Origin of the sequence: Maribacter sp. Hel_I_7, from assembly GCF_000688315.1 — a bacterium.
GTDB classification, from domain to species: Bacteria; Bacteroidota; Bacteroidia; order Flavobacteriales; family Flavobacteriaceae; genus Maribacter; species Maribacter stanieri.
The window spans coordinates 2,102,696-2,124,076 of the sequence record NZ_JHZW01000002.1; the positions used below are offsets into that span (position 1 = coordinate 2,102,696).

Annotated in this window: 16 protein-coding genes and 1 pseudogene; 14 read left to right on the forward strand and 3 right to left on the reverse strand. The window is 41.0% G+C overall.

Annotated elements, in window-relative coordinates:
- Positions 1 to 29 precede the first annotated feature (29 nt).
- Together P178_RS0110685 and P178_RS22660 are read right to left on the reverse strand one after the other, a co-directional pair.
- The gene (locus tag P178_RS0110685) at positions 30 to 3,242 is read right to left on the reverse strand and encodes a SusC/RagA family TonB-linked outer membrane protein (protein ID WP_027066219.1); all 3,213 of its coding nucleotides are present in this window, start codon (positions 3,240 to 3,242) and stop codon (positions 30 to 32) included.
- Between the two features lie 147 nt (positions 3,243 to 3,389).
- On the reverse strand, positions 3,390 to 4,550 hold the full coding sequence (locus P178_RS22660) for a FecR family protein (RefSeq protein WP_051638241.1): 1,161 nt from the start codon (positions 4,548 to 4,550) through the stop codon (positions 3,390 to 3,392).
- Between the two features lie 115 nt (positions 4,551 to 4,665).
- Here P178_RS22660 and P178_RS21845 point away from each other — a divergent pair, with 115 nt between their 5' ends.
- Positions 4,666 to 5,250: an RNA polymerase sigma factor gene (locus P178_RS21845; RefSeq protein ID WP_051638242.1), complete on the forward strand. Its 585-nt coding sequence runs from the start codon at positions 4,666 to 4,668 to the stop codon at positions 5,248 to 5,250.
- Positions 5,251 to 5,313: 63 nt separating this feature from the next.
- Here the strand turns inward: P178_RS21845 and P178_RS21850 are convergent, their stop codons facing one another.
- A complete protein-coding gene (locus P178_RS21850) occupies positions 5,314 to 7,548 on the reverse strand; it encodes a TonB-dependent receptor family protein (RefSeq protein WP_036146079.1) in 2,235 nt (744 codons plus the stop codon).
- A gap of 270 nt (positions 7,549 to 7,818) precedes the next feature.
- Between P178_RS21850 and P178_RS0110705 the strand changes: the two genes are divergently transcribed.
- The 13 genes and pseudogenes from P178_RS0110705 (at position 7,819) to P178_RS0110765 (ending at position 21,153) form a co-directional block, all read left to right on the forward strand.
- Complete coding sequence (locus P178_RS0110705) at positions 7,819 to 8,235, forward strand: HYC_CC_PP family protein (RefSeq protein WP_027066220.1); 417 nt, start codon at positions 7,819 to 7,821, stop codon at positions 8,233 to 8,235.
- Between the two features lie 104 nt (positions 8,236 to 8,339).
- The gene (locus tag P178_RS0110710) at positions 8,340 to 12,104 is read left to right on the forward strand and encodes an efflux RND transporter permease subunit (RefSeq protein WP_027066221.1); all 3,765 of its coding nucleotides are present in this window, start codon (positions 8,340 to 8,342) and stop codon (positions 12,102 to 12,104) included.
- Complete coding sequence (locus P178_RS0110715) at positions 12,101 to 13,318, forward strand: TolC family protein (RefSeq protein ID WP_027066222.1); 1,218 nt, start codon at positions 12,101 to 12,103, stop codon at positions 13,316 to 13,318. The genes P178_RS0110710 and P178_RS0110715 overlap by 4 nt, the downstream gene beginning before the upstream one ends.
- Before the next feature lie 76 nt (positions 13,319 to 13,394).
- A complete protein-coding gene (locus P178_RS0110720) occupies positions 13,395 to 15,767 on the forward strand; it encodes a multicopper oxidase domain-containing protein (protein ID WP_036146083.1) in 2,373 nt (790 codons plus the stop codon).
- 2 nt (positions 15,768 to 15,769) lie between these two features.
- A pseudogene (locus tag P178_RS21855) lies at positions 15,770 to 17,063 on the forward strand (APC family permease).
- A gap of 56 nt (positions 17,064 to 17,119) precedes the next feature.
- On the forward strand, positions 17,120 to 17,680 hold the full coding sequence (locus P178_RS0110730; protein ID WP_027066224.1) for a hypothetical protein: 561 nt from the start codon (positions 17,120 to 17,122) through the stop codon (positions 17,678 to 17,680).
- Between the two features lie 160 nt (positions 17,681 to 17,840).
- Positions 17,841 to 17,930, forward strand: a complete 90-nt coding sequence (locus P178_RS23550; protein ID WP_231500539.1) for an SHOCT domain-containing protein — start codon at positions 17,841 to 17,843, stop codon at positions 17,928 to 17,930.
- Positions 17,931 to 17,934: 4 nt separating this feature from the next.
- Entirely contained in the window at positions 17,935 to 18,321 is a 387-nt protein-coding gene (locus tag P178_RS0110740) for a DUF302 domain-containing protein (RefSeq protein ID WP_027066226.1), read from the forward strand.
- A gap of 10 nt (positions 18,322 to 18,331) precedes the next feature.
- Complete coding sequence (locus P178_RS0110745) at positions 18,332 to 18,802, forward strand: DUF302 domain-containing protein (protein ID WP_027066227.1); 471 nt, start codon at positions 18,332 to 18,334, stop codon at positions 18,800 to 18,802.
- A gap of 22 nt (positions 18,803 to 18,824) precedes the next feature.
- Positions 18,825 to 19,475 carry a DUF3347 domain-containing protein gene (locus P178_RS0110750; protein WP_027066228.1) on the forward strand — a complete coding sequence of 217 codons (651 nt, stop codon included), beginning with the start codon at positions 18,825 to 18,827 and terminating at the stop codon, positions 19,473 to 19,475.
- Positions 19,476 to 19,928: a heme-binding domain-containing protein gene (locus P178_RS0110755; RefSeq protein ID WP_027066229.1), complete on the forward strand. Its 453-nt coding sequence runs from the start codon at positions 19,476 to 19,478 to the stop codon at positions 19,926 to 19,928. It begins immediately after the preceding gene.
- 129 nt (positions 19,929 to 20,057) lie between these two features.
- Entirely contained in the window at positions 20,058 to 20,471 is a 414-nt protein-coding gene (locus P178_RS0110760; protein WP_197026795.1) for a DUF3347 domain-containing protein, read from the forward strand.
- Positions 20,472 to 20,613: 142 nt separating this feature from the next.
- Positions 20,614 to 21,153: a hypothetical protein gene (locus P178_RS0110765; protein WP_027066231.1), complete on the forward strand. Its 540-nt coding sequence runs from the start codon at positions 20,614 to 20,616 to the stop codon at positions 21,151 to 21,153.
- The last annotated feature ends 228 nt before the right edge of the window (positions 21,154 to 21,381 follow it).

The window sequence follows — 21,381 nt, forward strand, 5'->3', positions numbered from 1 at the left end:
TAGCTTTTTCATTTTCTTAGATTTTTTTGTTAAAACGATAGGTTAAGTCTTACTTTCCAAGAACGGACGGGCGGTTGACTGAGAAATTCTTCGGTAGTAAAATTAGCCTGCCCTTCAGAACTAATTTCAGGGTCAAGCCCAGAATAGTCGGTCCATACGCCTAGATTCTGCCCAGAAAGTGTTAGGCTTATACGATTAAAGCCCAGTTTGCTTGAAAAGGTTCTAGGTGCGTTATAGGTCAATGAGATTTCACGAAGCCTCCAAAACGAAGCATCCTCGATATACCCTGCATTTGTTCCCAAAAATTTGGATGCCACGGCTCTTGCCTGATTGGCAAGTGAGGCATTGGGGTCATTTAGTTCCCGGTTATTACTGTTCCCGTTTCTCCAGGCACCAGTATTATTATAAAGCTTTTGACCGCCTCTGTAGTTTAGGAGTCCTCTTACTACAAATTGATTTTCGAAAAAACTTAGTGTTGGGGTAAAAGAAATATCGGTCGTTGCAAATGGGGTGCCCAAATACCCTATTTCTCCTACTTGCACCTCATCTTGCCCTATGAAACCATCGCCATTCGCATCGCTAAAAGTATAGGTTTCATCCCAATAACCGCCAAGCGGATAGCCTTCAACATGGCGCTGCTGACCAAAAATGATCGGTTGAATATCCTGACCCAATTCTTTTAGTTCATTATCTATGAACGAACCTACAAAATCAACTCCAAAGAAAAATTTATCAGTTTCGATGATTCTGGTATTTAACGCTATCTCAATACCTGAGTTTTTAACGGATCCCAAATTTTCAAAACGACCTTCACCCACGCCAAGCGACAAGGGTAATTGCCTAAAAATCAAGGCATCTTCGGTACGTTTATTAAAATAGGTCATTTCAAAACCGATCTTCTCGGACAATAGTTTCGCATCAAAGCCGAATTCGACTTCTGTGGACCGCTCTGGGCTTAAATCGGAATTGCCAACACTTCCTATGGTAACCCCGGTTACACTTTGTCCATCCAAGGTAGCGGCTATAGGATTGAAAAACCTAAGCGCATCATTGGTACCTGGTTGTACCCCGGAGGCACCCCATGCCCCCCTAAGTCGTAACGAGCTTATTCCATATTTATCGGCGTTATTAAAGAAATCCTCTTCTGAAATAAGCCATGAAGCACTTACCTTGGGGTAAAACACCGAGTTGAACGAGGCACCAAACGAACTACCACGATCTGCCCTTACCGCACCCGTCACGAATAATTTATCATTAAAGCCAATCTGTTCCTCCAAAAAGACACCGACAGTGCGTGATTCTATGGTCTGTTCATTGCTCTGTGTTACCGCGGCCCCCGCAATGGAGTTACTCCCTGCAACCAACTGAAGTCCCGTTGTGAACGTGCCTTGAGATAAATTCTGTAAATATTGGCCCCCAAATGAAGTGCGGGAATTAATACCTTCCCATAAATCCGTTTTGTAAGTGCCTACCATATCCAAGGTATATACAAAATCATTGAACCTATTGGAGAATCTTGCGCCTTCATCATAATTAAGAAAAGCGGGCGCTTCTCCGGTCGGGAAGAACTGGCTGTCCCATCGGGATGTAAAATCAAGCCCGCCAGAAGCCCTGAAATTCAATTTTTCAGAGGGTTGCCATAACAATTCAAGACCACTGGTAAAACGATTGATCCGTTGACGGGTATCAATCGTGAACAGTTCATCGGGCGTAAACTCGCCCCAACCGTTGTTAACATCTATAGTAGATGTACCATTAAGACCCTGACTCATTAGAGCCAAGGCGAAATTATCGTTCAAGGGTAGTTCTAGGTTACTGTTGGTGTAGCCCGTGGTTAAATTCACCTTTAGATCATCGGTAATTTTGACTCCGAAATTCCCTCGGAAATTTGTTCTTTTTATATTATTGACAGGCAACACCCCTTCGCCGTCGGTAATATTTCCTGAAAGGAAATACGTAAGCACTTCTGAACCTCCGGATACGCTCAACCCACCGCCATAAGATTGTCCCGTTCTAAAAGGTGAGGTGCGTGGGTCGTTCAAGGGCTGAAAAGAATTGACCGTACTGGGGACAAAAGTACCTTCTGCCGCCTCAAAGTTAAAACCAGGATTGCCAGCTGCGTCAAGTGCTTGATAGTTTTTGGGATAGGTCGTTACGTTCTCAACCAACCCGCTCTCCAAAAATGCAGACCATCTCGGTTCTCCTTGTTTACCTTTTTTAGTGGTAATACGAATTACACCGTTCGCCGCAATAGATCCGTATAATGTTGCCGCGGAAGGGCCCTTAATGATCTCGATAGACTCAATATCCTCGGGGTTGATATCATTCAACCGGGAAGGGGACTGCCCACCTGTTTCAAAAGAGATCGAATTGGCCTCGTTATTGATTAAAATACCATCAATGTAAATTACGGGTTCGTTGGAAAGGGATGCACTATTGGAACCCCTGATCCTAATTCGGGAACCCATACCCGTAGAACCTCCACTACTGGAAATCTGAACACCGGTCGCCTGGCCCTGAAGCAAGTCTGAAACATTACTTATCGGGCGTTGTTTTACGTCATCGACAACATTGAGATTGGCAATGGAATTTCCCATCTCTACTTTACGCCGTACACCGGTTGCGGTAACAATTACCTCGTTCAAATCCATCGAATTTGGCTTCATGGTAACGTTAATAACTTTCTCCTGTGTTAGGCTGACCTCATTTGAGGTAAAGCCGATGTATGAGAACACGAGTATATCGCCCTCAGAAGCTTCAATCTCATATTCCCCATCAAAATTGGAGGAAACCCCTTTGGTGGAGCCCTTTATTACAATACTTACCCCGCCCAAGGGAATATTGTCTTGATCGGTTACTTTCCCCGTTATCGTCAAGGTCTGTTCCTGAATCTTTGGTGGATTCAAAGAAGTGGGTCGTATGTCGGAATTTAAAGTTTCGTCCTTTTCAAGCAATACAATAAGCTTTCTTCTAATTTCAAAGGATACATTGGTTTCCTTTAAAATAAGATCCATAAGCTCGTTTATCTTGACTTTATCGACATTTACGGAAATCCGTTTACCGACGTCCAAACTGGAGTTCTTATACAGAATATTGAAATCCGTTGTTTTTTCTATTTCATCAAATACCGATGCTATGGTGGCTTCCTTCATATTCATAGAAATATTGGATTTCTGTGAATAGGTATTGCTTGCCTGAAGTTGAAACAGGGCAAGCAATAAAAACAATGCGGTAATTTTCATTTTCAGGTCTATTTTAATCGTATAATACCTTTTACATAGTGTGTTTTTCATACTTTTGAGATGGTTTAAAAATTGGTGATTCAGTTTTTAAATTTGTTTAGAATCAAGGGATTGTTACAGCAATCCCTGATTCTTTTAGAGTTCATTTCATATACTTGACTTTTTAGGGTTTATCTTGATGCGATTTTCATTTATGGTATAATCAAATCCTTTAATCCTTTGAAATGCTTTTAAAATTTCTTCTATGGTCTCTGTTTTAAACCTCCCTGTAAATCTTTCATTACTTACCTGCATATCCTTTATCTCGATCTTTACGTCATAGTGCCTTTCAAGTTTTTTGGCGATATGGTAAAAATCTTCGTTCTTAAAAAGTAGTACGCCGTCTTTCCATGCAACGTAACTGCTAACATCTATATTCTCGGTGGATAATTTAGTATCGGAATAGGAATAGGAAGCCAGTTGATTTGGTTTCAGTAGCAAATCACTTGAGTTAGCGGTATTTTTCAAACCAACCGACAGACTACCTTCTACCAACACCACTTGAAGATGTCCATCGTCTTGATAACTTGATATATTAAACTCCGTACCCAAGACTTTTGTATCTATAAACTTGGTACTGACCGTAAATGGTCTTAATGAATCCGAAGTAACGGTAAAGTAGGCCTCTCCTCGTAAAACCACATTCCTTGCCCCTTTGTTATAGAAAGCTACGGGATAGGTTAAAGAGGACCCCGAATTTAAATACACTTTTGTACCATCGGACAGCACCAACTGAAACCTTTTCCCATAAGGTACATCCAAGGTGTTGTAAACCAACTGACTTGTCTCTTTTTGACCGGATGCTACCTTTTTATAGGTAATTTTAGTGCCTTCTTGTTTTACAACATAAGCATTTGTAGAAGATACTATTCCGGATGCCTTATCATTTAAGGTCTCTTTTGTCGAACCATCTTCAAAAGTGATGGTGGCCTCTTTTTCAAGAGTTTTTACTTCAGGGCCACGTTGCAGATAGGAATAAATACCCAGCGTCATGAGGCCAACAAAAACAGCTACATGCTTCAGTAGTCTGTTCTTTCTCGTGGGCCTTCTGATTATGTTAGTTTGGTCGAAAGCAGCTATTAATTCCTTCTTCAGATATTCTGCTTTTTCCTTTTCAATAGCACCGGTAATTAAATGGTGGAGTTCCACTTCTTCACGAAAGGTAGATTTATTCTCCTTGAGCCACTTGGACAATACCTTTATCTCTTCTTGGGTCGCCGTACGGTTCAAAAATCTATGGACAATAATTTTTATTTTCTTATTCTTCATTAGTGTTTTTTGAAAAAATGCCAATCCTTGTTCTTAAAACGATTGAATAGTATAAAACCCTTGCTTTTATCATAATTTAACGTAAAACATAATTTTTTTTTGTTAAAATTGTATTATGTATGTAGTGTTTCAGAAAACGAATCTTAAAACTTTAACGACTGAGGTTGTGGATGATGACGTCTTTGAGACCATCATAAAACGTCATTATAATGAAATTTTTGGCTACGCCAAGAGTTTATGCCGTGACGAGGCTTTGGCAAAGGATTTGGTACAGGAAGCATTTTTTAAATTATGGAAAAAGAGGAAAATTTTAAAGGACGGCGTAATCATAAAAGGATGGTTGCATACAGCGGTGCGGAATAAGTTCTTGGACCATATTAAAAAGCATAATAAAGAAATCCGTTTAGTCGAAACGGCTTTTGCCGATACTTTGGACGATGTTATTTTAAGGACCCATCAAGAAGATATACAATGTAAAATAAAAATTGTTGAAAAGGAAATTCAAAATCTTCCAAAAAAATGCAATACAGTATTTCTGTTGAGTAAAAAGGAAGGACTGACCAATAATGAAATCGCAGATTACCTAGGTTTATCCATAAAAACGGTAGAAGGCCATCTTACTAAGGCCCTCAAAATTTTGAGGGAGAAATTGAAGGATAAGATTCAGATTTTATTCATGATTCTTCGCTATACGGAATAAAACCAAAAATACATACGTTTATACCAAATCAGATACAACAATAAGTAATCTTCGATTTTTATTTCAAAAGTTATAGCCAATTGAAAAGTTGATGCCAAAAGGATGCCCCGGTCTTAGCCCTGCCGGAACCCTGGATACAGCATAGGTTTTATCCAATAAGTTGATAATGTTCGTAGAAAAGATAAGGTGCTTGTTGTAAAAATATCGACCCGAGAGGTCAATAATATAATTGGAATCTACTTTGAAGTTTGCCGGAATCGTACCTGTTCCCGCTCGTGTCCTAAACGCATCGGTATAGCGCAAACCCATATCTAGGGCAAATTTTCCATGCTCCAGCCCAAGATTCAAATTAAACTGATTTTTGGCGATGTAAGGGATTTCATCGCCTTCCATGACCTCTCCGAATATATCGGTATCACTTTCAAAGGAACTGAGGAACTTGGTATCGGTCAAGGTATAGGATACCGATACGGGAAATCTTAACTTTTCTGAGCTGTTCTTAAAAATGTCGTAGTGCAATAGTACCTCTACTCCGTTGACCCGTACCTCGCCCGCATTGAATTGGTCAAGGCTGCCCGTACCCCCAGTGGCGGCAAGGTCATTGCCCAGTAGATTTTGATAATCATTATAGTACGCTATTATTTCGCCTCTTAGGCCACTGTGGTTAAAACGTGTGCCCAGTTCGTAATTTATGCTTTGTTCCGGATTTTGGCCGTCGGTACTTCCTGGAGGGGAAAACCCTTTGTGAATTCCACCAAAAACGGACAAATTATTGGTAAATCTATAATTGGCACCCAATCCCGGAATCCAAACATCCACCCTGTTCTCCCTTTCGGAAAGGTCGATTCCCGACCTAGAGGCATCGTTGCTTCCATAATCCGTTCTACCCAAAGTTATATTCTCATAGCGCAATCCCGGGGTAACTGTAAGTCCGTTAATACTTAATTTATATAAAAAATGTGTGGCGACAGCTTTTGCATAACCGATTCGGTTGGCATCGGCTCCCTTAGCACCGACCGTTGTGCGTATGAGTTCGCTATTTTGAAATCCGTGCCTGTCTACCCATTGAAACCTGTCCTCGTCATCCTCATGGTATCTGATCCCCAGCTCTAGATTTTGCGACCAATCAGAGCCCCACTGAAGCCTTGCTACGGATTGTATTCCGTTGGAGGAATATGACCTGTTGTTGGCCTTTATACCGAATACGTCTTCGGCCGTATCGGTATTTCCCAATAATGCATTGTATTCCATGACATACCTCTCAGGGTCTGCGAGCACTTTGTTGATTCCGACACGCTCCCCCAGATTAACGTCATCCAATTTATACCAATTGCGCTTGAACTTATTAAGGTAGCCTGTAGTATGTATGCTCAATGCCGGGGAAATTTTTAAAAAATGCGTCAATTGGTACTGTTGGTGTTCCGAATCCATCACATCTTTTGACGAGGCCCGATACCTGCGGTACGGATTTTCCTTGAAATCTATATCTGTCAGTCCCAAATACGTTTCATTGGCCTTTTCTTCTGAATACTGAATTTTAAATTGAAGGGATTGATAGAATCTGGCATCCTCGTCAGTACTGATACGAAACTTTGCCAAATAGTCCGATTTATCAAAACCTGTATTGCCACCCCCGTCCAAGTTTTTAAAGCCATTGGAATTGTAGTTGTAGTATTCGCTAACAAACCCAAAATTCTGATAGTTGTCACCAACTATGACCTGTGTATTTTTTGAGTTGAAATTACCCGCAGACAACACGACCCTTCCCGAAAGTTGGTCGGGAATGCGAGTTGAAATCATGTTGATCGCTCCACCAGTTGTATTTGGCCCATACTGAATTTGACTGCTTCCTTTTAATATTTCTACAGCTTGCATTCGGCCAATGGTCGGAAAATAATACGCTGCTGGGGCACTATATGGGGCCGGGGCAATTAAGACACCATCTTCCATAAGGTTGATTTTCGCACTCCGCTCGGGTGAAGTACCCCGTAAACTAATATTTGGACGAAGACCAAACCCATCTTCTTCATATATATTGACCCCAGGCACACTTTTTAGCGTTCTGTTAATATCGTTGTAATCAAATTTTTGGAGTTCTTTTTCTGATATGTAGACCGCAGAACCTGTTCTGTTCTTGGCTTCGAATTTACTGCCTAATATTGTGCTCCCATTTACAATTACTTCGTTTAAGATTTCGGTTTTTACGGTTGCGGAATCTTTCTTGGCATTTTGCTCTTGAGATAGCATAATATTATAAAAAGAAAGAAAAAAAATGAGCGGAAAAAAGAACCTATTCATATTATACTTATTTAGATTTAATAAAAATAAAGCGCAAACATAAATTATTTTTTTAAATCTTTCACAATACTATTAAGAATAATTCTAAATAATATATCTTTTTTATCGATACTTCATCTAGCTTGTGTATATAGCCAAAACATGATATATATCATGTCGTAAAAAAATAGGATGAACTAAGTTTGGACTTTCTAAATCAACATACGTAAAACTGCAAAATTTTGTTAAACAAAAGTCTTATGTTAAATTTTTTGTAGCTTTGCATACCACATGAAAAAAGTTTTTTTCAAAATATCATCTTTTGTAATGGCAGTTATTGTGCTGTTATCGACGTTCTCCTTTGCCGTTGATCAGCATTATTGTGGCGATATTTTGGTGGATTATTCCTTATTCGGCCATGCCGAGTCTTGTGGTATGGAAGTTCAAGAAACAGCAGAATTGCCAGAGTGCAATTTGGTTAAAACCGATTGCTGTAACGATGAAGTTCTTACCGTTGATGGTCAGAACGACTTGAAAGTATCTTTCGAAAAATTAAGTTTTGAACAACAACAGTTTGTTGCTAGCTTCAACTACACATATCTTAATCTTTATGAGGGACTACCTGAAAACATAGTCCCATTTAGTGATTACCCTCCTCCGGTTTTGGTCAAGGATATACAAATCCTAGATCAGATTTTCCTCATTTGATTTTTAAGTAATAGAATTTTAAAGCCCAATTGATAGCAGTTTAGGGCTTATCCTGTTTTTGTTGGTTTTCGGCCAATACTTCTAATTACTTAATCATCAATACCATGCTAAATAAAGGCATTAAATTCCTTATCGAGAATAAATTGGTAGCCGTTTTGCTCTTAGTCCTTTTTGTGGGCTGGGGAACCGTAAACGCACCCTTTGAATGGAATACGGGCTCGTTACCGAGAGATCCGGTAGCCGTTGATGCCATACCCGACATCGGCGAAAACCAGCAAATTGTTTTTACGAAATGGGATGGTCGTTCACCTCAAGATATCGAGGATCAGATAACCTACCCGTTGACAACTTCACTTTTAGGAATTCCTGGCGTTAGGACTATCCGTAGTTCTTCCATGTTCGGGTTTTCAAGTATCTACATCATATTTGAAGAGGATATCGAATTCTATTGGAGCCGTAGCCGTATTCTTGAAAAATTGAATTCGTTGCCGGCAGGATTGTTACCGGAAGGTGTCAACCCTGCATTGGGACCCGATGCCACCGGATTGGGCCAAATTTTTTGGTATACACTTGAAGGCCGAGATAAAGATGGTAATGTTACCGGAGGTTGGGATCTGCAGGAGCTTCGCAGTATACAGGATTTCTATGTGAAATATGCCCTATCATCCGCAAGCGGTGTTTCGGAGGTAGCCTCTATCGGCGGTTACGTGCTCGAATATCAAGTGGATGTAAATCCGGAATTGATGAAGCAATATGGTATTGGGTTACAGCAGGTGGTAAAAGCGGTAAAACAGAGCAATAGGGATATCGGTGCCCAAACTTTGGAAATCAATCAGGCCGAATATCTGATTCGTGGGCTTGGCTATGTGAAATCCATCGAGGATCTACAAAATGCAGTCATAACCTCGGAAGATTTCACGTCTATCCGTTTAAAGGATATTGGTAATGTTTCTTATGGACCTGCTACTAGACGTGGCATCTTGGATAAGGAAGGCGCAGAAGTTGTGGGTGGAGTAGTGGTCGCACGATATGGCGCCAACCCCATGGAGGTCATTAATAACGTAAAAGATCAAATTAATGATCTAAGCGCCGGTCTTCCCTCAAAAGTACTTGAAGACGGCAGAACATCCCAGCTCACAATTGTTCCTTTTTATGATAGGACCGAACTTATTCAAGAAACGCTCGGTACGCTCAATGAAGCCCTGACCTTGGAAATCTTGATTACCATTTTAGTTATCATCATCATGGTCTTCAATTTAAGGGCATCCATCCTGATATCGGGACTGTTACCGGTTGCAGTGCTTATGGTATTTATTGCGATGAAACTATTCAATGTGGATGCAAATATTGTAGCACTTTCGGGTATAGCCATTGCCATCGGAACCATGGTGGACGTTGGGGTCATTCTCTCCGAAAATGTCATAAGGCATTTGGACGAAAATGAGGAGGGCCTACCTATAAATACCGTAGTTTACAATGCCTCGGCAGAAGTATCGGGAGCCATATTAACCGCGGTAATGACCACTATTATCAGTTTCATTCCGGTATTTACAATGATCGGGGCGGAAGGAAAGTTGTTCAGGCCCCTGGCATTTACAAAAACCTTTGCGCTTACAGCATCCCTTATAGTAGCCCTCTTTTTGTTACCTCCATTTGCGGCGTTTCTTTTCCGAAAAAAGAGCATCAAGAAAACAGCCGGATATGGCCTCAATGGAATATTGATACTCTTAGGGGTCCTGGCCATTTTTTATGGTTATTTACTCGGACTGATATTAATCGCTTTCGGCACTGTAGGCTTGCTTAAAAATCCGGAATTGGCATCCCGCATTTATGGTGGATTTTCACTTTCGGAAAAACGTGCAAATCTAATCAATATCATTATTTCGGCATTTGCCATTGTTTTCGTTCTGGCCGAATATTGGAGACCGCTGGGTCTTGATAAAAGTATTTTTTGGAACCTGATTTTCGTTTCGCTTATTTGTTTCGGGTTACTTGGTTTCTTTACCATATTCCAAAATTATTATACGAGGATACTGCGTTGGGCTTTACGCAATAAACTAATATTTCTCTCTATCCCCACCGCTATAGTAGTGTTTGGGGTTATGATCATGCAAAATACCGGAAAGGAGTTTATGCCTTCATTGAACGAAGGTTCCTTTTTGTTGATGCCTACCTCTCTTCCGCACGCCGGTGTCGAAGAGAACAAACGGGTGTTACAACAGTTGGATATGGCGGTCGCCAGTATTCCTGAAATAGCCACTGTGGTCGGTAAATCGGGTAGAACAGAATCTGCATTGGATCCCGCACCGCTGTCCATGTACGAAAACCTAATTCAGTACAAGCCGGAATACATGTTGAACGACAAAAGGGAGCGACAGCGATTCAAGGTTAATGAGGACGGTATGTTCGAACTCAGGGACGGTACTTTTGTGACCAATCCCAACCTTGAAACGGACGGCGATAATGAATACAAAGCGTCGGAAATAAAATCGGTTTATTCGGTGCGGCAAAAAGATTTGATTCCCGATGAAGATGGGGAATATTTCAGAAACTGGCGACCTGAAATCGAATCTCCAGATGACATTTGGAAAGAAATTATAAAGGTCACCAAATTCCCAGGTGTTACCTCTGCTCCGAAATTACAGCCGATAGAAACCCGATTGGTCATGTTACAGACCGGCATGCGTGCTCCCATGGGCATCAAGGTAAAAGGACAGGATCTAAAGGAAATAGAAGCCTTTGGCCTCAAGCTCGAAGATATTTTAAAGCAGGCAGATGGGGTAAAAGATGAAGCCGTATTCGCTGATCGAATTGTTGGAAAACCTTACTTGCTTATTGATATCGATAGGGAAAGACTCGCACGATACGGAATTACCATTGAAGACGTGCAGAGCGTATTGCAGGTTGCCGTTGGGGGGATGGTGCTTACCCAGACCGTTGAGGGGCGTGAGCGTTATGGCGTTCGAGTACGCTACCCAAGGGAATTAAGGGAGAATCCAGCGGACTTGGAGAATATCTATGTGCCCGTTGCTAAAGGAAGCCCTGTTCCGTTGAGCGAATTGGTCACGATTAGGTATGAAAAAGGTCCGCAGGTCATCAAAAGTGAAGACACCTTTTTGGTCGGTTATGTACTGTTTGATAAGTTGGACGGTTTTGCCGAAGTAGAAGTCGTCGAGAACGCCCAAGCCTTGATACTAGAAAAAATAGATAGTGGAGAACTGGTAGTCCCCAAGGGCATCAATTATCTGTTTACAGGTACTTATGAAAACCAGTTGCGCGCAGAAAAAACACTATCAGTTGTAGTGCCCTTGGCCTTGGCAATTATTTTCTTGATTCTCTATTTCCAATTCCGTTCAGTAGGTACATCGTTAATGGTGTTCACAGGTATAGCGGTCGCCTTCGCAGGAGGGTTTTTGATGATCTGGTTCTATGGTCAGGATTGGTTCTTGAACTTCAACTTTTTCGGGGAAAATCTACGAGACCTCTTTCAGATGCACACTATCAACCTGAGTGTTGCCGTATGGGTAGGATTTATCGCCCTCTTCGGTATTGCCACCGATGATGGTGTAGTCATGGCCACCTACCTTACCCAGACTTTTGATAGAAACAAACCCGATTCACTGGTAGCGGTCAGGGACTCGGTCGTCGAAGCCGGCGAAAAACGTATACGTCCGTGTTTGATGACCACCGCTACCACTATTCTAGCATTGCTTCCAGTATTGACATCCACGGGCCGCGGTAGTGATATTATGATACCGATGGCGATTCCCTCTTTCGGGGGCATGCTTATCGCCTTGGTTACCTTATTTGTAGTTCCAGTTTTATTCAGTTGGAAGGCTGAATTTCAATTAAAAAGAGTGTCCAAATGAAGAAATACCTATACATATTGATCGGAATAGTCTCCATTGCTTCCGTAAAAGGACAGGAACTGGAAAACTTTATCGAGCAAGCTGAACTTAATAATCCAGAAATCCAGGCTTTTGAGCTGCGGTACAATATCGCCTCCGAAAAAGTGAACGAGGTCAACACATTGCCCAATACAGAACTAAGTGCCGGGCTTTTTGTAAGCGAACCCGAAACACGGACCGGAGCACAGAAAGCACGGTTCTCGGCAAAACAGATGATTCCGTGGTTCGGTACTATTACCGCCCGTGAAAATTATGCAAGTTCATTGGCCGATGCTCAGTACGAAGAACTGGTAATTGTTAAACGGAAATTGGCCTTATCGGTCTCGCAATCCTATTACCGACTCTTCTCGATTAGGGCAAAGCAAGGTGTGCTGGACGAGAATATTGAATTACTGGAGACCTATGAACGTCTTGCCCTGACTTCGGTAGAGGTGGGCAACGCTTCGGCCGTTGATGTACTTCGCCTTCAGATCAGGCAAAACGAACTTGAACAGCAAAAGGAGGTACTGGAACAAGAGTATCTGGCAGAACAAACCTTGTTTAACAACCTATTGAATCGTGACGAACAGACCCAAGTTGTTGCTTACGATGGATTAACAGTACCGGAACAAGACCCGATAACGGAAGAGGGAAGTCTTGACCTACACCCCGAACTTCTGAAGTATGACAAATTGTACGAGTCGGTCGAACAATCCGAAATCTTGAACCAAAAAGAGGGGTTACCTGACCTTGGTTTCGGATTGGATTATATACCGGTCGCCGAAAGGCCCGATATGTCTTTCGCTGACAACGGGAAGGATATTTTAATGCCAATGGTATCGGTATCCATCCCCATATTCAATAACAAATATAAATCCATTTCCCAACAGAACAAATTAAGGCAAGAAGAAATAACTGCCCAAAAGCAAGAACGAAGGAACAAATTGGAGACGCTTTTGAGCGAGGCTGTTAACAACAGAATGTCCTCCAGGATTCGTTTCAGAACTCAAACTAAAAATATTCAACAGGCCAATGATGGCGAAGAAATTCTAATAAAAAGTTATGAAACGGGAACCATCGACTTTAACGATGTGCTCGATATTCAAGAGCTACAGCTAAAGTTTCAAATCAATCGAATCGAATCCATCAAGGGCTACTATGTGCAATCGGCCATTATTAATTATTTAAGGAGCTAAGACCCATATCGATAAGGGCAATATGTATTGATTGAATTTGATATAGTAGGATATTATAAATAATAAAAAGAGAATCATGATCAGAAAAATTACGGTGTTGTTGGTACTTCTCATTTCATGTGAAGGCATTGCTCAAGTAGGAACCAACGGACAAGATAGAAAAGAAGATGGACGACCTATTAAGGAGTATGACCTTACCATTGAAGAAAACAAAATGACGCTTGGTGGTGTTACTGCCAATGCAATGACCATCAATGGAGGTATCCCTGGGCCTGTTTTGGAATTTAATGAAGGAGACCTTGCTATAATCAACGTAACCAATAAAATGGATGAAGAAACTTCAGTGCATTGGCACGGATTGATACTTCCCAATTTTTACGACGGGGTTCCATATTTAACTACCCCACCGATTGAGCCAGGAACAACCTTCCAATACAGGATTCCAATCAACCAATCGGGAACATATTGGTACCATTCCCACACAATGCTACAAGAACAAAAAGGTGTTTATGGGTCTATTATCATTCATCCAAAAGAGAAAACCTTGGAATATGATAAAGATTTAGTCGTGGTATTATCAGATTGGACCAATGAAAAACCAATGAATGTATTACGAAACCTTAAAAGAGGTAACGAGTGGTATCAAGTTAAAAAAGGCACAGCAGTGCCATTAAGTAGAGTCATTTCAGAAGGTGCCTTTGGTGCTCAACTTAAATTTTGGAGAGACCGTATGGAAGGAGCTGATATTGCAGACATTTATTATCCCGCATTTTTGTCCAACGGTAAAAAACTGGCAGAGTATCCAGAATTTACGGCTGGCGAAAAAGTAAGGCTTCGCTTTATCAACGCATCGGCTTCTACCTATTATTGGATGGACTTTGGCGGAGGTAACCCAATGTTGGTTTCCAGTGATGGTGTTGACGTGCAACCCGTTTCCAAAAGCAGATTTCTCTTTGGCATAGCCGAAACGTATGATGTAATTGTAACTATTCCAGAAGGAACTATTGAAATTACCGCAACCGCTCAAGATGGTTCAGGTCATACCTCTATACAGTTAGGTAATGGCACTCTTTACCCAGCCAAAAGAATTGATAGACCTGATAAGGTAGCGATGATGAAGCAAATGGCTAAAATGGATATGAAAATGGGAGCACCTGCAATGGTTGGAAACAAGAAGAAGAATACACCCGAAGTTTTAATGCAGAAGTACGGAATGAAGATGAATATGAAGGACGGCGAGATGAAAATGGGGAACGATAAGATGTCGATGAAAGATGGCAAAATGAATGACCAAATGGATATGAAGATGGATGATACAATGGGAATGAAAAAAGATTCGATGTCAATGAGCCATAATGGAGCATCAGGTAAAATGGAAGGTCATATGCACAATATGCCAATGATGCAGAAGGATTCTACTTCTTTTGGTTATGAAGAGCGAAAGACCTACTTCAACTATGATTTTTTAGAGGCAAAAGAAAAAACTGAATTCAAGGCAGATTTACCGGTAAATGAACTGCTACTTAACCTAACAGGTAATATGAATCGCTATGTATGGAGTATGAATGGTGTACCATTATCAGAAACCGACAAGATAAATATTAAAGGAGGCGAGGTAACCAGAATTACATTAAATAACTTGACTATGATGCACCATCCAATGCATTTGCACGGTCATTACTTCAGGGTCATCAATGAAAAAGGAGAACGTTCCCCATTAAAGCATACAGTGAACGTACCACCAATGCAGAAAGTTATTATTGAATTTTATAACGAGGAGTATGGCGATTGGTTCTTTCATTGTCACGTATTGTACCATATGATGGGTGGTATGGCAAGAGTGTTTAGTTACAATACCCCTAGGGATGAAAGAATGAAAGATTACCCAGTTCAGAAACTTATCGATGAGACAGACCATTATTATTCATGGGGATTGGCTCGTGCAGGTTCAAACTTTAATGAACTCTTTTTAACGTCGAGTAATATCCGAAACGAATATAGTTTGCGTGCCGAATTTGACTACAATCAAAATACCGAAATAGAAGTAAGTTATAATAGGTACTTGAATGATTGGGTACGTGTTTATGCAGGAGTAAATACCGAAACGTCAACACCAGATTCTTACGACACATTTAATACCGTAGGATTGGTTGGTGTTAAATATTTTACGCCTTATAGATTTAATGTAGACGTGAGTATGGACCATCAACTGCGCCCAAGAATACGTTTGGACAGAGAACTTTTGATTTTTCCTAGAATTTTTCTAGAGGGAGAATACGAGTATAGAGCAGACTTTGGATGGGTCAATGATTTAGAGAATAACCAATCCTTTGAAAGTGAAACACAATGGTTGGTAGGGGTTGCATACATTCTTTCCCGAAATTTTTCAGTCCAAGGAAACTACAATAATCGATATGGTTGGGGCGGCGGACTTTTGGTAAGATTTTAAATATGAGACAATACAAAAAAAATAGCCTGAGTTTGACCGGAGCCGTATCCCTGGGTACCGGAGTCATGATCGGTGCCGGTATTTTTGCGCTGTTGGGCCAAGTGGCCGAGCTATCAGGGCAATGGTTTCCCATCGCATTTTTGGTCGGTGCCATTATCTCAGGGTTTAGTGCGTACTCCTATATAAAAATGTCAAATGCCTATCCATCCGCGGGTGGAATAGCCAATTACCTGAAAAAGATTTATGGCAAGAGTGCATTGACCGCTTCCGGGGCATTGTTGATGGCCTTTTCGATGGTCATCAATGAAAGTCTGGTCGCACGCACTTTTGGATCCTACACCTTACAATTGTTCGATGTGGGCGATGATAGTATTTGGGTTCCTATTTTGGGTGTTCTGCTATTGGTCGTAGCCTTTTTGATCAACATTTCAGGGAACAATATTATCGGTAAATCATCCTTGGTCATGGCCATCTTAAAGATTGGCGGCATTTCCATTTTTGCCATTGGTGGACTTTGGGCCGCAGGGTTTTCTTTTGGCGAGGTAATTCCATCCAGCGATTTGACCGAATATCCCGTTACAAGTTATTTGGGGGCTTTGGCCTTATCGATTTTGGCGTATAAGGGGTTTACTACTATAACCAATAGCGGGGGCGAGATTGTAAACCCAAATAAAAACGTAGGCAGGGCCATTATCATTTTCACTGGCAATTTGCACCTTAATATACCTGTTGGTAGCGTTTGCAGTATCATCCAATCTTTCCATAGAAGAAATTATAAAAGCCAAAGACTATTCATTGGCAGAGGCGTCAAAACCGGCCTTTGGCAAATATGGTCTTTGGTTTACGGTAGGCATCGCTATTGTGGCCACAATTTCTGGGGTCGTGGCAAGTGTTTTTGCGGTGTCCAGAATGACGGCCATGCTTACCGATATGGAGCTTATTCCCCATAACCATTTTGGCATGTCGGGCGATATCCAAAGACATATGCTGGTATACACCGTTGTATTGGCCATCACGTTGACCGTTTTGTTCGACCTCACACGAATCGCCTCCTTGGGTGCGATCCTCTATCTGATCATGGATATCGGAATCCATTGGGGCATTTTAAAAAATCTGAAAAAGGAAATAGAGGCAAACACCTACATAATCGCAACTGCCATTTTTCTGGATCTTATCGTTCTGGGAGCCTTTCTATATATAAAGGCATCGAGCGATATACTGGTGGTAGTCGTAGCGGCAGTACTGATGGTACTCATATTTACGGGGGAAAAATGGTTTTTGAAAAGAAAAGATTAGTCTGATGTAAAATCGGACACAGTATAAAGGATTTATTAACCTAAAAATTAGAAAACATGAAAACAACGGTAAAGATTTTAGTAGTAATTGGATTTATTGGAACAATTACGGGATGCAAATCAACTTTCAACGCCACCGAGACCTTGCAAGTGGAAGAAAATAGAGATGCCGTCTATCAGGAAATCATTTCGAACCCTATTCAGTTCACAAATTTCATCAGTGAGGCACGAAAGAACGAAGATGCCAAAAAGATAATGATGAAGACCCATATGGAACAGATGGAATCGGGAAATATGAAAATAATGATGGACAAGAATCCGGAAATGAAAGAAAAAATGCAAGCCCATATGCAGCAAATGATGGACAAGAACCCTGAAATGAAAAAAAAGATGCATTCCAAAATGCTGGATAAAATGATGGAAAGCGAAAAGGGCCGACAGCTATTGATGGAAAAAATGCACAATAATGAAATGATGAAAAAAGAAATGAAGGAAAGAATGAAAAAAATGATGGAAGAGAATCCGGACATGATGGAGGGAATGATGCAGAAGATGATGGAAAAAAATCCTGAAATGATGCAAAAAATGAAAGAGAAAATGAAGAATAAGGGGCAGTAAATCCCCGAATCCCATTGGCAATGAGAACAGTTTGTTTAACAATTAAAAAGATATAGTTATGATGATGTGGTGGTGGATACTGATCCCGGTTATTTTGATATTAGCAATATTCCTTTTCAGAGGAGGAAGTTCGCGAAGCTCCCAAAGAAAGGAAAATCCTATGGATATCCTCGACAACCGCTTCGCAAAGGGTGAGATAACCAGGGAAGAATACGAAGAACAAAAACGAACGATTAATTCTAAGAACTAAAAAGATGAACTATTATTTCAATAAAACCCTAAACGAAGACTTTAAAAGCGTAATCGAAAGGGTTACCGAAGAACTAAAAAACGAAGGTTTTGGCATTTTGACGGAAATCGATGTGAAGGAAACCTTGAAAAAGAAATTGGACGTCGATTTCAAGAAGTACAAAATACTCGGTGCCTGTAACCCGCCTTATGCACATAAAGCATTGGAAGCGGAAGATAAGATAGGGACCATGCTACCGTGTAACGTAATCGTGCAGGAAATCGAGGAGGGTACGGTAGAGGTGGCCGCGGTAAACCCAATGGCCTCGATGCAAGCCGTAGAAAATGAAAAATTGGCCGAGGTGGCCGACGAGATTACGGCCAAGCTTGAGCACGTGATAGAAAAGCTTTAAAAACGGAACGATGGAAAACGGCAAAGAGAAGACAAGGGAAATTCCCGGTCAAGATTACGCGGAAAGCCAGAACACTCCCTATTGCATAACAAGGCGATATGGCCAAACGTTCGAACAGACGGTAAAAAAACTCAAAAACGGACTTGAGAAATTGGGCTTCGATATTGTTGGCGAGTTCGATGTACAGCAGTATTTAAAATCCAAAATAGAGAAGATGCCCAAGCATCTTATTCTCTTGGTCTGCGAGAAGGAAACGGCCTCACAACTGATTACCACTGATACCCAAATGGGTATTCTGTTTCCTTGCAATGTAACCGTCAAAGAGGTTCAAGACAATTCGGCAATAGAAATAGCCATTGAGGATACGGATACCACTTGGGCAGCATCCATGAAATCTGAAATACAGGATATAGCAAAAAACACGAAAGCAACCTTGACGAAGGTGCTGGATAACATCGAACAAAGTCACTTTAAACTATAATCAATATTAAAAATTACAAACAATGAAAAAAGTAAGAATATCAATAGGAATTCTGGCAATAGCAGTAATTGCAGTAAGTGCAACATCTTGTAAGGACACGAAAAAAGAGGGTAATAGTACAGACGGGGTACAATCCGAACATATGGATGACAATGGGCACATGGGCGATGGAATGGACGACCATTCAGATTTGGATCATGATAACATGCAATCCTCCGAAAGTATGATGTCTACGAACGAACATTCGATGATGTCCTCCAAAATTGTCGGGGATTATTTGGAACTAAAGAACGCTTTGGTTGCCGATGACAAAGAGGCAGCGGCGAAAGCAGGCGGAACCATGGTTGCTTCCTTAAATGATTTTGATACGAGTTCTTTTCCCTCTGGACATCAGGAGGAATTAAAGGATATCATCGAAGATGCCAAGGAACATGCCGAACATATCGAAAAAAGCCCTATCGATCATCAGCGGGAACATTTTGATGTATTGAGCAAGGACGTAATTGACCTGATTGCCATCACAGGAACGGAACAAACCTTGTACCAAGATTTTTGCCCCATGTACAACAATAACAAGGGAGCACAATGGTTGAGTGCCACTGAAGAAATCAAGAATCCTTATTACGGAAGCAAAATGATGAGCTGCGGAAGTGTACAAAAGCAGATCAATTAAGTGAAGGCGGTAAAGGTCACAGGATGGATTCTTTTGGTTGCGTTGGTGGGCATCCAGTTTATGCCCACCGATCGCAATCAAAGCGATTTTATACCCAAAACGGATTTTATGGTCGTAAACGAGGTGCCAAAAAATATCGAGAACATCATCAAAACCTCCTGTTATGACTGCCACAGTAACAATACCGACTATCCTTGGTACAATAAGGTACAACCGGTGGCGTGGTACTTGGAAGACCATGTGGAGCATGGCAAGGAAGAATTGAATTTTAATGAATGGGATTCCTATTCATCACGAAGAAAGAACAGCAAGCTAAAATCCATTATAAGCCAAATCGAGGATGATGAAATGCCGCTTGCATCCTACACGCTCATCCATAGAGATGCAAGACTTTCGGACACCGAAAAGAAAATCGTTTTGGATTGGGTGTCAAAATTAAAGGACAGTCTATAATTAAATAATTTAAAAAAGATAACAATGAAGAATTTGAAAAACGGGATTTCAGCAATACTGGTACTAACCCTTACTTTTTCTTTCGCACAGGAAAAGATAAAGTTGAACCATGACCACAGCAAAATGGAAATGAAGCAAACCCCACTTGAGTTCAACAATGAAAATGTGGCCAATGTCTACGAACATTACGAACACATCAAAAATGATTTGGTCGGTTCAAATCCGGGAGATGCCCAAAAGGGTGCGGAGATGTTGAACGAAGCACTTAATAAAGTTGAAGGTGCCAATGCCGCATTATCGGTATCACAAGAGATAGCCGCTACGGATAACTTAAAGGTACAGCGAAAAGCATTTTCAGAATTAAGTACTGAAATGGAAGCTCTTCTAAGAGGAAAAATAACGTCGGGTAAACTGTATAAGGATTTTTGCCCCATGGCCTTGAACGGTGGAGCCTATTGGTTGTCATCTATCAAAGATATTCGCAATCCCTATTACGGCGCCCAAATGCTCAGTTGCGGAAAAGTTGCGGAAGTAATCGAATAATAAAAGCCTGATATGGGAAGGGGCGATTTAGTTTGGTTAGTTGGTTAGCCCCTTCCCTTTCAGGTAATATTCGGTTGGTATTGGCCAAAGAATTGAACGCCAATTTTAGTGGTATTAAAAAAGCAGTCTAAGTAGAAAATAAATGGAAGAATTAAGCCTCGGCATTTTCGTTGTGCCCACCATAGCGTTGACTTTGGTCATTTTGGGCTATTTGTATTTTGCGAAACAGGTAAAAGACGTAGGGGAATATAAGAGGTTTGTGTTTGCAGTGGCAGTAACGTCTTTTGTATTGAATTTTATATGGGAGCTGGCGCAAGGCCCACTGTACGAAGGGTTCGAATACGATTGGCAACATATCTCATTTTGTGCGTTGGCATCCATTGCCGATATGTTGATGGTCCTTATACTCTTTTTCGGGTTTGCTCTGGTCTATAGAAATATATATTGGATAATGGATTTAGATAATGAAAAAATAGTACCCTTGATTTTAATTGGAAGTGTTGGCGCAATTATTGGGGAAATTTGGCATATTGCGCATGGGGATTGGAGCTATGCAGAAGCAATGCCCTTGGTGCCATTAGTGGAAATTGGACTTTCTCCGCTACTACAATTCGCATTGTTGCCTTACATAATTTTCTCGGGAATTAATCGGTTTATGCCTGATAAAAATCTAGAAATGTAAAATCTGGGTTGGACAGGAATGTGTTTTTAGATTGTTTGTGAAACAAATTTTGTGTCCGCCCAGATTATCAATATGAAAAGTCCTGTTAGGGAGGGAATAGTTAGTTAATGGTTGGTGTTTACTGCCCCTCCCTCGACAGGCACAAAGAATGAATAAATGAAAGATTGTTGTAATACAGGTAATCGGAAAGCGCCGAATAAGAACCCATTAAATAAGTGGTTCAATTAT

Bases quoted from the DNA above. Each gene is read 5' to 3' on its own strand.
- P178_RS0110685 (WP_027066219.1), bottom strand. From the start codon at position 3,242: ATGAAAATTACCGCATTGTTTTTATTGCTTGCCCTGTTTCAACTTCAG.
- P178_RS22660 (WP_051638241.1), bottom strand. From the start codon at position 4,550: ATGAAGAATAAGAAAATAAAAATTATTGTCCATAGATTTTTGAACCGT.
- P178_RS21845 (WP_051638242.1), top strand. From the start codon at position 4,666: ATGTATGTAGTGTTTCAGAAAACGAATCTTAAAACTTTAACGACTGAG.
- P178_RS21850 (WP_036146079.1), bottom strand. From the start codon at position 7,548: ATGAATAGGTTCTTTTTTCCGCTCATTTTTTTTCTTTCTTTTTATAAT.
- P178_RS0110705 (WP_027066220.1), top strand. From the start codon at position 7,819: ATGAAAAAAGTTTTTTTCAAAATATCATCTTTTGTAATGGCAGTTATT.
- P178_RS0110710 (WP_027066221.1), top strand. From the start codon at position 8,340: ATGCTAAATAAAGGCATTAAATTCCTTATCGAGAATAAATTGGTAGCC.
- P178_RS0110715 (WP_027066222.1), top strand. From the start codon at position 12,101: ATGAAGAAATACCTATACATATTGATCGGAATAGTCTCCATTGCTTCC.
- P178_RS0110720 (WP_036146083.1), top strand. From the start codon at position 13,395: ATGATCAGAAAAATTACGGTGTTGTTGGTACTTCTCATTTCATGTGAA.
- P178_RS0110730 (WP_027066224.1), top strand. From the start codon at position 17,120: ATGAAAACAACGGTAAAGATTTTAGTAGTAATTGGATTTATTGGAACA.
- P178_RS23550 (WP_231500539.1), top strand. From the start codon at position 17,841: ATGGATATCCTCGACAACCGCTTCGCAAAGGGTGAGATAACCAGGGAA.
- P178_RS0110740 (WP_027066226.1), top strand. From the start codon at position 17,935: ATGAACTATTATTTCAATAAAACCCTAAACGAAGACTTTAAAAGCGTA.
- P178_RS0110745 (WP_027066227.1), top strand. From the start codon at position 18,332: ATGGAAAACGGCAAAGAGAAGACAAGGGAAATTCCCGGTCAAGATTAC.
- P178_RS0110750 (WP_027066228.1), top strand. From the start codon at position 18,825: ATGAAAAAAGTAAGAATATCAATAGGAATTCTGGCAATAGCAGTAATT.
- P178_RS0110760 (WP_197026795.1), top strand. From the start codon at position 20,058: ATGAAGCAAACCCCACTTGAGTTCAACAATGAAAATGTGGCCAATGTC.
- P178_RS0110765 (WP_027066231.1), top strand. From the start codon at position 20,614: ATGGAAGAATTAAGCCTCGGCATTTTCGTTGTGCCCACCATAGCGTTG.